Here is a 14,572-nt window from a genome sequence, read left to right on the forward strand (position 1 = left end):
AATGTTCAAAAAGCTACTTTTCTCTTTTGTTATAGTGCTTCTATTTACTTCTTGTAGTTTAGAAAATAAAGAAAAACTTAGAATTTCAGCTACAACTTGGATAGGATATACACCACTATTTTATGCTAAAGAAAAAGGTTGGCTAGAACCTTTAAATATAAAACTTTTAAATGTTGTATCTTTAAGTGAAAATATGTATTTATACAAAGCTGGAAATGCTGATGCATATGTTGGAACTCAATATGAATATAATTTTTTAGCAAATACAACGAACTCTTTAATTCCTGTAATATTATTTGATAAGTCAAATGGTGGAGATGTAGTTATGGGAAATTTGGACATAGAAGAGTTTCAAAATAAGAATACTCCTATTGATGTATATTTAGAAATGGACTCTATTAATTCAATTTTATTTGAAGAATTTATAAAAAAATATAATCTTCAAAATAAACAATTTAATTACATCAACAAAGACCAAGCTTTCATATCAAGATTATCAAATCTTGAAAATCCAACGATTATAATAACTTATGTACCTTATAATATATCTTTAGAAAAACATGGTTTTAAAGAGTTAGCCTCTACAAAAAATAATCCTGATTTGTTGATTGTTGATGCTTTATTTATGCAAAAAGATAAATTTCTTCAAAATAGAGAGACTTTTATAGAATTAAAAAAATTGATTGATAAATCAATAACAAACTTAGAAAACGACCCAAAAGAGTTTTACCAAACGATAAACTCTTATTTACCAAATACAAATTATGAAGAGTTTATGAAATCTTTAGATGATATTATATGGTTAAATAAAGATATTCCAGAAAAAACTATTGAAAAATTAAGTAATCATAATCTACCAACAAGAGACATCATAAAATGATATACAATATTCAAAAATTTATTCTATTTTTTCTTTTTTCTTTATTAGTTTTATTTTATATCATTTTTAGTTACTACTTTTTCAAACAAGAAGAAGAAGTTGCAAATGTTATATTAAAATCACTAAAAAATAATATTACTGAAACCAGTTATACCCTATCAAAAAATATAGAAAAAAAAGAAGATGTTTTTTCATATAGGGCATTACTTGATAGAATAACTTCAAATGAAGATTTTATAAAAGCCATATTGGTTTATGATAATGAAAAACTACTTCTTACAACAGAACCAAGTATTAGAACTTTGGATAAAAATATTGAAAATATCAATTTAGATAGTTCATATAAAAAACTTATTCATCAAAAATATATTGAAGAAAATATCAGATTTTATGAAGGGAAAAACCAAAAAACTCTTCTTTTAGTTTACATTTTAGAAGAGGAAGAGATACACTCTCATTTTATAAAAAATAAATTAGATTTCATTTTATATTTTGGATTATCACCTATTGTTGCACTTGCTTTTTTAATTATATTATTAAGAATTTATGTGACAAGACCTCTTGAACTTTTAAGACAATTTGCTTATTACAATACTAAAGTTCCAAAAGCTTTTAAACTAAAAGAACTTGAAGCTATTCGTCGTTCTATGGTTGACTCATTTTCAAGATTAGAAAATGAAAAAAAAGAACTTTATTTGATGGCAAGAACTGATTCTTTAAGTGGATTAGCAAATAGAAACTCTTTAAATGAGTTTGTAGAAAGACTGATTCCAACAGCTAAAAGAAATGGACAAGAGTTTGCTTTTTTATTTTTAGATATTGACCATTTTAAAACTGTAAATGATTCATTAGGACATAATATAGGAGATGAGTTATTACAAAATATAGCCTCTATTATCAAAAAAACTCTAAGACCAAATGATTTTGTTGCAAGAATTGGAGGAGATGAGTTTGCAATAATTATTCAAGATTATAAATCTTATTTAGAGTTATCACAAATAATAAAAAGAATACAAAAACAATTAGGACACCAATGGATTATCCAAACTCATCCTATAAATATAGCTTGTAGTATTGGAGTTGCATTTTATCCAAAAGATGGAAATGATATCTTTTCACTTATGAAAAATGCAGATATAGCAATGTATCAAGCAAAAAAATTAGGAAGAAATCAATATCACTTTTTTACTGAAGAGTTAAATCAAATAGTTCAAAATACTATAAATTTAGATAAAGATATGAGACAAGCTTTAATAGACAATGAGTATTGTCTATTTTATCAACCAAAAGTTGATTTGCTTACTTCAAAAATAGTTGGAGTTGAAGCGTTAATTAGATGGATTAGTCCAACAAAAGGTTTTATTGCACCTAATGTTTTTATTCCTTTGGCTGAAGAGAATGGTTTTATAAAAGAGTTAGGAAATTGGATTGTTGAAGAAGCTTTAAATCAACACTTAAAATGGAAAGAAATGGGAATTGATATAAATATATCTATAAATATTTCAGCAAAACAGCTTTTAGATAAAAGTTTTGTACCAAAATTTATAAATACATTAGAAAATAAAAATATCAATCCATCAAAAATTGATTTAGAAATCACAGAATATATGTTTATGGAAGAATCAAAAGAGACAAAAAACAATCTAAACAAACTACACGATTTTGGAGTTACAATCTCTTTAGATGATTTTGGAACAGGTTACTCTTCTTTATCTTATCTAAAAAAATTTCCTATTGATTATTTAAAAGTTGATAAAGCATTTTTAGATGATTTTAATAGTGTTGATGGCTCAATATTCCTAGAAACTATTGTAAAAATGGGACAAATGCTTAAAATGAAAGTAATTGCTGAAGGTGTAGAAACACAAGAACAAATAGATTATTTAAAATCTATCTCTTGTGACCAGTATCAAGGATACTATTTTTCAAAACCACTCTCTAGTAAAGATTTTGAAAAATTCTATTTTAAGAATTGATATTTATTTAGCTAATAAACTATCAATTCTTTTATTTGCTTTTATAATTGTTTCAAGAGAGATTTGTTCACTTAAAACTTGAGCATAAACTACATCAACAATCTGTTTTAAAGTTATTGGTTTTGCTAATTGATTTGCAAATAAAAGCATATCAACACCTGAATTTATAGCTAAAGTCAGAGTCTGTTTTAAATCATAATGTTTTGAAATTGCATACATTTGTAAATCATCACTAACTAAAACTCCATCAAAACCTAATTTATTTCTTAACAAATTTGTATTTATGTTATAAGATAATGTTGCAGGATAATTTTTATCTAACTTCTCATTAAAAACGTGAGCTGTCATAATCATATTTGCTTTTTTGTTATTGATTAAATATTTATATGGCTCTAACTCTTTTTCACTCCAAGTTTTTGTAATATCAACAAATCCTAAATGAGAATCAGCCAAAGATGAACCATGTCCTGGGAAATGTTTTAAAACAGAAATAACTTGTTCTTTTTTTAACTCATCAATAAAAATAGAAGAGTATTTTATAACCTCAGATGAACTTTCACCAAAAGAACGACCTCTTGTTACAATTACTTTATTGTTTTTATTGATTGCTAAATCCACAACAGGTGCAAAATCAAGATTTATTCCTGATTCACTTAAATCAACTGCTAGATTTTTATAGGTTTGTTTTGCAAAAGTTTCACCTTTTAAAGCAACTTCACTCGCTTTTGGAGTATTTACAAAACCATCACTACTTTTTAATCTTTGAACTATTCCACCCTCTTGGTCAATTCCAATAAGTAATTTTTGATTTGAAATAGCTTGAAGTTGTGATGTTAAAGTTTTTAGTTGTTCTTTGTTTCTTACATTTTTAACTTTATTTTTATCATTTGGGTCTTTATCAAATAAAATAACTCCCCCAAGCCCTGCTTTTATATTTTTATATATTTCATCTTTTGAACTTACATTTTCACCATTAAATCCCAAAATGACCATTTTTGAAATCATTTTTTCTATATCTTTTTTTGAATAACTCTCATTTGCAAATAGATTGCTAAAAATTGAACAAATCAAAACTACTAAAACTAAAAAACTCTTTTGCATATACTAACCTAACTTAAAATTAATCTTCCATTTTATCTTTTAGAAGATGTTTTTGTGATGTTATAATTGATAAATATCTGATTATCATTAAAAATAAAATCACACCTGATAATATTAAAAGATTAAAATTTATTGAACTTGAAAAAATTGCTTCAAAAGTTGATAACTCTTCTTTATTTACTTTTACTACATTTACAATAAACTCTCTTAGAGCCAAAATTATAAAAGCATCAACTAAAAGTGTCATAGAAACTCTTTGTTCCCGGACATAATTTACAACAGCTCTTACTATTTCTAAAAATATCACAAAATAGAGCATATAAATAATAAAATCCATTAATTTATCTAAAGCTAATGCAATAACAAATAACACAGCTGTAATTGATAACTCAATATATAATTTATCAGAAAAAAAGTTTACTAATGTTTTTCTCATATACTCTCCTTTTATTTAACCCAATTTTTATAGTTTGTAAATGCTGGAAACTGATGTCTAAACTCATCTTTATCAAATGAATAACAATATGAATCCATATAAGCACAAAGTATCTCATAGTTTTTTTTCAACTCAATAAACTTTTCATCACTACCTTCTGGCATATCAGGATGATATTTTTTTGACAACTTTAAATACTTTTTTTTCAAATCTTTTCTTGAAACTCTTGTTAATATTCCAAACATATCAACAGCTTTTTCAAATTCACTATAATCCATATAAATCCTTTTAAATTCATACATATTGTACTCAAAAAGTTTTAATATCAATTTAGGTAATCTAAATAAAAATATTAATTAATTTTTAGAAAGGTCTTTATGATTTATACTCTTTATTATGTACATGACCCAATGTGTTCGTGGTGTTATGCTTTTAAAGCAACTTTAGATGAATTAAAAAAACATTTATCATCAAATATAAAAATAGTTTATGTAGTTGGAGGTTTAGCAAAACATTCAGATGAACCAATGCCAATGGAAATGAGAGAAAAAATAGAAAATATTTGGTATGAGATAGAAGAAGTAACAGGAACAAAATTTAACCACGATTTTTGGAAAAATTGTATTCCAAGACGTTCAACTTATCTTGCTTGTCAAGCAACTATGCTTGCACGTTATGAAGATAAAGAAGATGAGATGATAAATGCCATTCAAGAAGCATATTATCAAAAAGCTTTAAATCCAAGTGATGCTTCAACTCTTATAAATTTAGCAAAACAAATAGGAATGGATGAAAAAAAATTTGAAGAGGATTTAAAATCACAAAAAATAGAAGATGATTTACAAGAAGAATTAAACTTTAGACGACAACTTTATGTAAAAGTTTTTCCTTCATTGATTTTAAAATATAAAAAAGAACTCTATCCAATAAATATAAAATATAATGATTATGAAAGTATGTTAAATCAAATAAATGATTTAGTAGAAAATAGTTATTTTTAAAAAGAAGAAGTAAAAACTTCTTCTTTTTTTATTTCATAAGTGGATCTGTTAATCCTAAATAATACATTCCAATAAGACCAATAATTCCAACAACTAAACAATAATAAATTGTAGGTATTACAGTTTTTCTTAAAGTTTCACCCTCTTGGTCAAGTAATCCAACAGTTGCACTAGCAGCTACCACATTATGAATTGCTATCATATTTCCAGCTGCTGCTCCAACTGCTTGAAGAGCAACCATAAATGCTGTAGAAATTCCTAAAGCATCAGCAACACCAAATTGGAATTGACTTAACATCATATTTGAAACTGTATTACTTCCAGCAATAAATGCTCCTAATGCTCCAACAACTGGTGCAAATAAAGGATAAATATCTCCAACTGAATGAGCAACAAAATTTGCCATTGCAATTGGCATAGAATCAAATCCTGATTCATTAACACCTGAATTAATTAAAACTCTTACAAGTGGAATAGTAAACACAAGAACAAATCCAGCACCTATCATTACTTTTGAAGATTCACCAACAGCAGCTTTTAACTCTTTAAATTCCATTTTATGTAAGAAATAAGTGATAATTACTACAAATACTAAAATTCCTCCAGGTAAATATAAAGGATTCATAGTAAAGTTTAGACCTTCTCCTAAAATATTTTTGTATGAGAATGCTAAAGACATAACAAAAGCTTTTACATCGGCACTTACTCTTGTTAATACTAAAATTAAAGCAACTAATACATAAGGAATCCAAGCTTTTGTTAAAGACATTGGTGCTTTTGCAGTCATAGCATCAAATTTCATCTCAAATTTAGAAACCCATGAAACTGGCCATTTTTCTCTTGGAGCAAAATCCCAAGCTTTTTTAGGAACTAAGAAACCTTTTTTAGCAGCTAATACAACTATTGGAAGACCAACTAATGCACCAATTAATGATGGGAATTCTGCACCTAAGAAAACTCCTGTTAAAGCATAAGGAAGTGTAAACGCTAGACCTGCAAAAATTGCAAATGGTAAAATAGCTAATCCTTCAGTCCAAGATTTTTTTTCTCCAAAGAATCTAGTTAACATTACACACATTAATAAAGGAATTAAAGTTCCAGTAATTGCATGAGTAATAGCTACTTCTGAAGTAATGATTTGAAGATAAGTATCCCAAGATGAACCAAGATTTGTTAAAGTTGCACCAATTCCAGCTGAATCTAAACCTTTATTTACTCCAATTAAAATAGGAGTTCCAACAGCTCCAAAAGAAACAGGTGTACTTTGAACCATCATTCCAAGCATAACAGCAGCCATTGCAGGGAATCCAATAGCAACAAGTAATGGTGCAGCAATAGCAGCAGGTGTTCCAAATCCAGAAGCACCTTCAATAAAACAACCAAATAACCAAGCTACGATAATTGCTTGAATTCTTCTATCTGGACTAATATTGTTAAATCCTTGTCTAATTACAATAATTGCACCTGAATGTTTTAGTGTATTCAAAAGTAAAATAGCACCAAAAATAATCCATAAAACAGAAACTGTAATTAACATACCTTCAATTGTAGAAGCTAAAACTCTTTCAAAAGAAACTTCCCAAATCATAAAAGCTACTGCGATTGTAGCTACATAAACTAAAGGCATTGCTTTTTTTGCAGAAACTCTAAGTCCTACAAGTAAGATACCAGCAAATATGATTGGTAACGCAGCAAAAAATGCTTGAAAACCTAAACTCATAAACTTTCCTCCTAATAAAAATTAGACTAAGAATAGTTTTGAGATATGATATTTTTATGATAAAAAAACAATAGCAATCAAATAGCAATAATTTATTTAAAAAAATGATAATTTTGGTAACAAATTAGTTACATTTTTTTATAATTATTTTAAATTCTGCTCCTGTATACTCTTTATTTTTATATGTAAATATTCTGTTTGAAACAAATATTTGTCCATTTAGTTGTTTTGTGATTATCTCTTCACTCATATATAAACCAATTCCTGTACCTACTGATTTATGTTTTGTTGTAAAATATGGCTCAAAAATATGATTTATAACATCCTCTTTTATTCCACCAGCATTATCGTAAATCTTTATTACTTTTTTATCATCTTTTTGATAAATGTCTATAAATATTGTTTTATTTTCAATCTCTTTATCAAAAAATGCATCTTTTGCATTTATTAATATATTCATCATTACTTGTAAAAATTGATTTCTAATCCCTTTTATATCAAAACTACAATCTTCATCAATAAAAACAATCTCTATATTTTGTTTTACAAGTTCTGTTTTTATTAGATTTAAACTATTATTAATTGCTGCTTTAACATCAAAATCACTTTTTTCAGAATCTTCTTTATAAAAATTTCTAAAATCATCAATTGTATTTGACAAATATTTTGTTGAGTTTAAAATAACTTCAACAAAATCTTTTATCTCCTCTTTTGAATAAAAATCCTCTTCATGGTGAAGTTTTATTGCACTTGTTGAAGAACTAATTACACTTAAAGGTTGTCTCCATTGATGGGCAATATTTCCAATCATTTCTCCCATTGCTGAAAGTTTTGATTGTTGGAAAAGAAGTTTTTCTTTCTCTTGTAAAAGTTTTTCTTGCTCTTTTTGTAAAGTAATATCTGAAAATACTGCTATATAATTTGTTAGTTTTTTCTCTTCATTATAAACAGCATTTATTTTTATTCTTTCTATATAAAACTCACCCTCTTTATTTTTATTTGTAAGTTCACCTTCCCAATAACCTGTTTCAATCAACTGTTGCCACATATTTTTATAAAAATCTTCTTCTTGAAATCCAGATTTTAAAATATTTGGATTTTTTCCAATAACTTCATCAAAGTTATATCCTGTATTTGTTTCAAATGCTTTATTTACATTTACAATATTTACATTCTCATCAGTTACAACTATTCCATCATGGGCATTTTCAAAAACAATATGAGCATTTTTTAGCTCTTTTTCTCTTTGTTTTTTTAAGGTAATATCTAAAGCAATTAATACATATTCCAGATGTCCATCTATTTCAAAAGATGAAATCACAACCTCTAATACCTTTTGATTTCCATCTAATCCTATGATATTTAATTCTCTTTGTATTTTTTCATCTTGAGGAAAAGTTTTTATAATCTTTTCTAACCATATTTTTTCATTTTCCAACCAACAAGAATAATCCCAAATATTTTTATCAAGCTCTTTTTCACTAAAAAATGTTGATAAAAAGCTATTATTTATCTCAACTATTTTTCCATTAAAGTTTATAATCATTGCATAAAAACTACTTTGTTCAAATAAAATTTTGAATTTATTATTCAAAGAAACTTCTTTATTTATTTTTTTATTATATGTATATAACCAAAAAATAATCAATACGATTGATAAAATTAATAAAGCAAAAATTGTTATTAAAAAAGTTTGGCTTTTTTCTTCCCAAGTTTGTAAAGTTTTATTAAAATCTAATCGAACCATCACAACAAAAGGATAATTTATTGTTGAATTAAAAGATAAAATAGTTTTTTGTTTATCAAAATTAACTACACCAGAATATGAGTTTTTCTCTTTTATCAAAGATAATAACTCTTTATTCATACTGAAATTTTCTCTAAAATCATTTGAAGATAATAAAGTTCCATCAACTTTTAAAATATCTATATAACAGTGTTCAATATTTAAAAAACTGTTATATCTATTTAATAAAAAATCTCCATTTACAGCTATTAGAACTTTTATTTTTTTAGTTCCTAAATCTATTTCTCTTAAAATTGGAAAAAAGTTTATATCTAAACTGTTTTTTAAATATGTTATATTTTTCCCATTATAAAAATCTCTACCCTCTTTTGTATTCCCTACTCTTAAAATATTTTTTTCATATATTGGAAGTGGATAAAAAGTTTCTAAATTTATCAATAGATTTTTATTTAATTCATTAGAACTATAAATAACTCTATTTTTTTCATCTAAAATGTTTATTGACCTAATTTCTAAATTATCTTTTAATAACTCATATAATCTACTATTTATAAACTCTTCATTTTGTTCATTTTTTAGAAGAACAACTAAATTGTCTGTCAATAAATCCATACCATTTACAGTTTTTGTTAAATTATCAACAAAAATACTTGAATATAATTGAATCAATTTAAGATGGGTTTTTATTGTTTCATCTTTTAAAATCGAGATAGAAAAAAATACACCTGAAATTACTAGAAAAATAATAAATAAACTAACAATTATTATCCTTGTAACTGTAAACTTCATCTTTATTTTCTACTTATTTTAATTTTACTATTGGTTCTAAACCATTTTTTTTAGCAAGATTTAAAAGCCTTCCATCGTTTTTTATATCTTGAATAAATTGTTCAACTCTATTATAAAATTTATCTTCACCATATTTCATAGCCCAAGCATAATCAGTTTTATGATAAGTAGTTTTTGGTTCTATTAATTTTGCCCAATCTGTTTTTGCTAACATTCTTTTAGCAAATGGATAATCACTCATAAAAGCATCAGCTCTTCCTGCTTGAACTTCTAGTTCTCTTTGATGTATTTTGTCTAAAACTAAAAGTTCTGCATTTTGTAACTTCTCTTTCATAATTGTTTCATGATAAGTTCCCTTTGCAACAGCAATGATATTTCCTTTTTTATCAATATCATCCCAATTATCTATTCTTCTATTATTTTTTGTTGTAATTGCATAAACATCACTTGATAAATGTGCTGTTGTAAATCTAATTTTTTCTCTTCTTTGTGTTGTATTTCCTATTGCAAACATTGCAATATGGCAAACATTATTGTTTATATCATCTATTAAAGTTACAAATGAACTTGGAACAAATTCTAAATCAACTTTTAAATCTTTAGCTAATTCTTGGGCTAAATCACTATCAATTCCCGAAAATTGCTGAGTTCTTTGGTCTAAAAAAGATATTCCATAATATTCAGGCCAAACACAAACTTTTAATTTATTGTTTGCTTTTATTTCATCAAAAATAGTTTCATTTGCACAAAGACTTAAAGATAAAAATAATATAAAAAATAATTTTTTAAAAAACAACATTTAGACTCCATTTTTATACGAACTTACATAAAATAGTGTTGATTATACAAAATGTTGTTATAAATTATATTAAATATAAGTATAAATAAATAAAATAATTTTTTATTTTTTCTGATTAATTTATTTATAGTATAAAGAATTATATAATACGCAACAATTTTAAAGGTTTTTAATGTACAACAACACAATTATTTATATTTTTAATAGATTAGTAAGACTTGCAATATTATTTTTTATACTATATTTGATTTTCACAAATTTTGGTACTTTTATGATAATTGTAGGTATTTTCTTCTTAATCATTGGATTTATCGTTTATAATTTTAAGAAAAAAATGAGAGCAAATAACTTTTCATTTAGATTTGATAGTTCACAATTTCAAAATGGACAAAATTTTGATTTCAAAGATTTTAGAAACTTCAATAACTCAGGTTTCCAAGGTTTTGCAAATGCTCCTAGATTTGATGAAGTACAAAAAGCAAAAGATTTTTTTGGTTTTACTTCAAGTCCAACAAAAGAAGAGATTAAAAAAAGATATAAAGAGTTAGCAAAAAAATATCATCCTGATATAAATAATGGCGATGATGAAAAAATGAAAGAGTTAAATCATTATAGAGATATTTTGATGAAAACTGTGGAGTGAATTTAAAATTCACTCTCTCTTATTAGAACAGCAATAGTTTTTCTATAAATCTTTGAAATTAAACTTTCTGTTTCTCCTTTTGCAACTAAAGTACCAGTTTTTCTACTTTTTAAATCCAATTCACTTTTTTCTAAATCAACTAAAACTTTATAATAAGCTTGTTCTGTTTTAATTCTTTTATTTCCATCTTGTCTTGTAGCTATTTCACCACCAAAATCAGATGATAATTCAGGAAACTCTAAATATGGAATTGAAACTTGTGAAATATTAGATATGTTTGAATAAATATCTTTTATATCTCCTGAACTAAATATAAATTTTGTTTGACTATTTTCTTTTAATAATTTAAAATCATTTTCATTACAAAACCCAACTATTTTGTAGTTTAAATTATCATATAAAACAAAAATAGGCTCTTTTTTACTTATCCATTGATTCTCTTTAAAAGCATTATAAAAATAAATCTTCCCATCAAAATCTGCTTTTATTTCAAATTTTTTAGTTATCTTTTCTAAACCTTCTAACTCATTTTGTTTTTTTTGTAAAGATTCTTCTAAAATAAATCTTTTGTTTAGATTCTCTTTAAATCCTGCTTGTTTACTTATTTCAAGATTTATTTGTTTTATCTCTTTTTCTATTTGAGAGATTTTAAACTCTATTTGAGGAGATTTTATTTTCATTAGTATTTGGTCTTTTTTTACATTTTCTCCACTTGTAAAAAATATTTTTTCAATATATCCATCTTCACTTGGGTAAAACTCAAAATAATTCTTTGATTCTATTATTGCTGGCATTTTTATGCTACTATTCCATGGAACAAACATCAATAAAAAAAATAAAACTAAAAGAGCTAAAGATATTTTATTTCTATTATTTAATTTTACATTTTCTCTTTTACTCCACCAAATTTTCAACTCTTTGTAAACAGGTAAAAAAATAAACCAAATAATTTCAACTAAAAATAGAATAATTCCAAGAACTTTAAAAGCAAAATAATAGACTAAAAAAGCTATTCCTAAAAATAAAAAGAATCTATATATCCAAGTTAAAATTGCATAAGTAATAAAAAAATTCTCTTTTTGTTTAGAAAGAATTTCAGGTTTTATCTCATCTAAACCCAAAATATTTTTTCTTATAAACCACTTTGCCATGGCAAATGACCGTGGTTGTAGATTTTTACTATCAGTAATATCTGATAAAGCATAATATCCATCAAATCGTAAAAATGGACTAATATTTATTAAAAGTGAACTAATCCAACTTGTAGTTGCAATAATAAATAAAATACTTTTTAAAATCCCATCTGGTGCAAAAGACCATAAAAAAGTAGCAATTAATGCTAAATATAACTCAACTTTCATTCCAGCAAGAACTATTTGTAATCTTTGATATTTAGATTTTAATCTCCAAGAATCGGTTGTATCTGTATATAAAACGGGAAATAAAACTAAAAAAGCAACTCCCATAGTAGAGACTTTACAACCCAATCTTTTTGTGGTAAAAGCGTGACCTAATTCATGAAAACTTTTTACAAAAACCAAAGATAAAAAGTAATAAAAGAATCCCTCTTTTGAAAATAGATACATAAAAGTAGAGATAAAGTTTTCCCAATCCCTTAATACAAAAATAATTCCAAGAAATCCTAAAAATAAGACAATGTTTTGCCAAAGATTAGAATAGAAAAAATCAACTCTATTTTTGTTTTTTTCCAACCAAACATCTGGTTTTAACAAAGGAACTCTTATAAACAAATAATTATGAATTAACCATTTAAAGATATTTTGTTTTGATTGTTTATAACTATTTATCATTCTATTTGTATATTTTGAATCTTCACATAAAATCAAATTGTTATTAACTAAAAAATCTATAAAAGGCTGTAAAGAGTCTTTGTCAATATGATAATTTTTTGATTCTAGAATTTTTATAAATTCATCAATTTCTATATCACTTTGCCAATTTGAAATTAAGTCAAAGGCATCAAGTCCAATATTAAAATATTTATTTTGAATTGGGTCAAATAAAAGCCATCTTTTAGAGCCATCTTCAGCAACTGAAGTCTCTATTAGTTTTAAATCATTTCTGATTTTTGGTAAAATTACTTCTTGCTGTTGTTGAAACATTACCAACCTATCCATTGACGAACAGAAGTGATTGGTTTTCTAAATAGATAAAAAAACAAAGTTACTTTTTTTGAATAAATTTTAGCTGTTCCTCTAAGTCCAATAGAAGGAATATAACCATTCTCTTTTATATCATCAAAATCGGCAATAATTCTATAAGATAAAATATTTTGTTCTGTAAGTTCAGGTTTATAAGAGATATATTTTACTTTTGCTTTCCAAGAATTTGTTGGGTCATTATCAAAAAAAGCTTTTACAATATTATTCTCTTCTAAAAAAATAGCATCTGTAACAGGAAGCATAATTTTTAATTCTATTTTATTTGAATCGGCAATTAAAAAGATTCTTTCTCCTGTAGTTACAGGTTTTCCTTTCCAATCATTTGGATTATTAATGATTGCAATTCCTTCTTCTTTTGCATAAATTTTTGTTTTATCAAGTTGCTCTTTTGCATAAGCTAATTCTGCCTCTTTTAATTTTACTTGATTTTCAAGTTGTGAGATTTGGCTTTTTTGTTTTGGGTCTAAAAAACTACTTTGAGAAGCTGAAAATAACTCTGCATTTGCCACATCTAATGTTCTTTTTGCAACCAAATAATTATTATTAAAATCTACATCATCAAATTTTACAATCAATTGTTCTTTTGAGATTTTATCATTTGGGAAAACTTTAACCTCTTCTATAACTGCATTTAAAGGAGAAGTTACCACATATGGATTTTTTGCATCAACTTCAAGTGGAGCTAAAACAGAGAGTCTAACTGGTAAAAACATCAACAAAATCAAAAAAACAACTGCTATTTTAAAATATTTGTTTCTAAATGATATTTTTTTTAGAGTTTGAAAAATACCACAACTTCTCATGGCAAATAAAAAATAAGCCAAAGAAGAAGAGAGATGTTTTAACATCAAAACATCATTTTCAAGCCATTTTTCTTCTTTAAATAAAAGAAAAATATAACTTATTTCAGCATTTCCTTTGGCACTTTTTAATGGTACATATAAAATATTTGAAGGTGCAAATTCATTTATAGATTTATAATTTATCTCTTTTAAATCATTTTTAGCTTCAACAATAAAAATATCTTTTGATTTTTCGTTATTGTTAAAATCAATAACTATCTCTTCAATCCATTGAACATAAGGAGAAGTAGAATCAACCACAGAAATATCTGAAATAGCAACAACTTTATATTTACCAGTTAAATCAGTAGTTAGAAGAACACCTTGTGAATAATTCACAAGATTTCTTGTTTCATTTACTATTTGAAAATATAACTCTTTTATACTTTCACAATTTCTACAGTTATGCTCTAACTGTAGAAGTTTTGAGATGTTTGATTCCAATCTTTATTTTA

The 14,572-nt window shown here is 25.3% G+C and carries 12 protein-coding genes; 4 read left to right on the plus strand and 8 right to left on the minus strand.

Annotated elements, in window-relative coordinates:
• Position 1: 1 nt before the first annotated feature.
• A complete protein-coding gene (locus AELL_RS08470) occupies positions 2-880 on the plus strand; it encodes a type 2 periplasmic-binding domain-containing protein (protein WP_118917529.1) in 879 nt (292 codons plus the stop codon).
• Positions 877-2,856, plus strand: a complete 1,980-nt coding sequence (locus tag AELL_RS08475; RefSeq protein ID WP_118917530.1) for a putative bifunctional diguanylate cyclase/phosphodiesterase — start codon at positions 877-879, stop codon at positions 2,854-2,856. The genes AELL_RS08470 and AELL_RS08475 overlap by 4 nt, the downstream gene beginning before the upstream one ends.
• Positions 2,857-2,859: 3 nt before the next feature.
• On the opposite strand, the gene AELL_RS08480 is transcribed toward AELL_RS08475, so the two are convergent.
• The 3 genes from AELL_RS08480 to AELL_RS08490 are packed head-to-tail and all read right to left on the minus strand — an operon-like array spanning position 2,860 to position 4,671.
• Positions 2,860-3,957 carry a glycoside hydrolase family 3 N-terminal domain-containing protein gene (locus tag AELL_RS08480; protein ID WP_118917531.1) on the minus strand — a complete coding sequence of 366 codons (1,098 nt, stop codon included), beginning with the start codon at positions 3,955-3,957 and terminating at the stop codon, positions 2,860-2,862.
• 19 nt (positions 3,958-3,976) lie between these two features.
• Positions 3,977-4,393 (minus strand): phosphate-starvation-inducible PsiE family protein, encoded by a 417-nt coding sequence (locus tag AELL_RS08485; RefSeq protein ID WP_118917532.1) that lies wholly within the window; start codon positions 4,391-4,393, stop codon positions 3,977-3,979.
• An 11-nt stretch (positions 4,394-4,404) separates the two neighbouring features.
• On the minus strand, positions 4,405-4,671 hold the full coding sequence (locus AELL_RS08490) for a DnaJ domain-containing protein (protein WP_014474461.1): 267 nt from the start codon (positions 4,669-4,671) through the stop codon (positions 4,405-4,407).
• A 99-nt stretch (positions 4,672-4,770) separates the two neighbouring features.
• Here AELL_RS08490 and AELL_RS08495 point away from each other — a divergent pair, with 99 nt between their 5' ends.
• Positions 4,771-5,394 (plus strand): DsbA family protein, encoded by a 624-nt coding sequence (locus AELL_RS08495; protein WP_118917533.1) that lies wholly within the window; start codon positions 4,771-4,773, stop codon positions 5,392-5,394.
• A gap of 28 nt (positions 5,395-5,422) precedes the next feature.
• On the opposite strand, the gene AELL_RS08500 is transcribed toward AELL_RS08495, so the two are convergent.
• The 3 genes from AELL_RS08500 to AELL_RS08510 all read right to left on the minus strand — a co-directional run bounded on the left by AELL_RS08500 (position 5,423) and on the right by AELL_RS08510 (position 10,449).
• A complete protein-coding gene (locus AELL_RS08500) occupies positions 5,423-7,114 on the minus strand; it encodes an L-lactate permease (protein ID WP_118917534.1) in 1,692 nt (563 codons plus the stop codon).
• A 124-nt stretch (positions 7,115-7,238) separates the two neighbouring features.
• Positions 7,239-9,650, minus strand: coding sequence for a PAS domain S-box protein (locus tag AELL_RS08505; RefSeq protein WP_118917535.1), 2,412 nt, complete (start codon positions 9,648-9,650; stop codon positions 7,239-7,241).
• Between the two features lie 13 nt (positions 9,651-9,663).
• A complete protein-coding gene (locus AELL_RS08510; RefSeq protein WP_118917536.1) occupies positions 9,664-10,449 on the minus strand; it encodes a substrate-binding periplasmic protein in 786 nt (261 codons plus the stop codon).
• Between the two features lie 172 nt (positions 10,450-10,621).
• Here AELL_RS08510 and AELL_RS08515 point away from each other — a divergent pair, with 172 nt between their 5' ends.
• Positions 10,622-11,092: a J domain-containing protein gene (locus AELL_RS08515; RefSeq protein WP_118917537.1), complete on the plus strand. Its 471-nt coding sequence runs from the start codon at positions 10,622-10,624 to the stop codon at positions 11,090-11,092.
• Between the two features lie 2 nt (positions 11,093-11,094).
• Here AELL_RS08515 and AELL_RS08520 read toward each other — a convergent pair whose 3' ends face one another.
• Positions 11,095-13,215, minus strand: coding sequence for a site-2 protease family protein (locus tag AELL_RS08520; RefSeq protein WP_118917538.1), 2,121 nt, complete (start codon positions 13,213-13,215; stop codon positions 11,095-11,097).
• Positions 13,215-14,561, minus strand: coding sequence for an HlyD family secretion protein (locus AELL_RS08525; protein WP_118917539.1), 1,347 nt, complete (start codon positions 14,559-14,561; stop codon positions 13,215-13,217). Before AELL_RS08525 ends, AELL_RS08520 begins: the two co-directional genes overlap by 1 nt.
• Between the last annotated feature and the right edge of the window lie 11 nt (positions 14,562-14,572).

Source organism: Arcobacter ellisii, from assembly GCF_003544915.1.
GTDB lineage: Bacteria > Campylobacterota > Campylobacteria > Campylobacterales > Arcobacteraceae > Aliarcobacter > Aliarcobacter ellisii.

Coding starts and splice junctions, on each gene's coding strand:
- AELL_RS08470 (WP_118917529.1), top strand. CDS start 2: ATGTTCAAAAAGCTACTTTTCTCTTTTGTTATAGTGCTTCTATTTACT.
- AELL_RS08475 (WP_118917530.1), top strand. CDS start 877: ATGATATACAATATTCAAAAATTTATTCTATTTTTTCTTTTTTCTTTA.
- AELL_RS08480 (WP_118917531.1), bottom strand. CDS start 3,957: ATGCAAAAGAGTTTTTTAGTTTTAGTAGTTTTGATTTGTTCAATTTTT.
- AELL_RS08485 (WP_118917532.1), bottom strand. CDS start 4,393: ATGAGAAAAACATTAGTAAACTTTTTTTCTGATAAATTATATATTGAG.
- AELL_RS08490 (WP_014474461.1), bottom strand. CDS start 4,671: ATGGATTATAGTGAATTTGAAAAAGCTGTTGATATGTTTGGAATATTA.
- AELL_RS08495 (WP_118917533.1), top strand. CDS start 4,771: ATGATTTATACTCTTTATTATGTACATGACCCAATGTGTTCGTGGTGT.
- AELL_RS08500 (WP_118917534.1), bottom strand. CDS start 7,114: ATGAGTTTAGGTTTTCAAGCATTTTTTGCTGCGTTACCAATCATATTT.
- AELL_RS08505 (WP_118917535.1), bottom strand. CDS start 9,650: ATGAAGTTTACAGTTACAAGGATAATAATTGTTAGTTTATTTATTATT.
- AELL_RS08510 (WP_118917536.1), bottom strand. CDS start 10,449: ATGTTGTTTTTTAAAAAATTATTTTTTATATTATTTTTATCTTTAAGT.
- AELL_RS08515 (WP_118917537.1), top strand. CDS start 10,622: ATGTACAACAACACAATTATTTATATTTTTAATAGATTAGTAAGACTT.
- AELL_RS08520 (WP_118917538.1), bottom strand. CDS start 13,215: ATGTTTCAACAACAGCAAGAAGTAATTTTACCAAAAATCAGAAATGAT.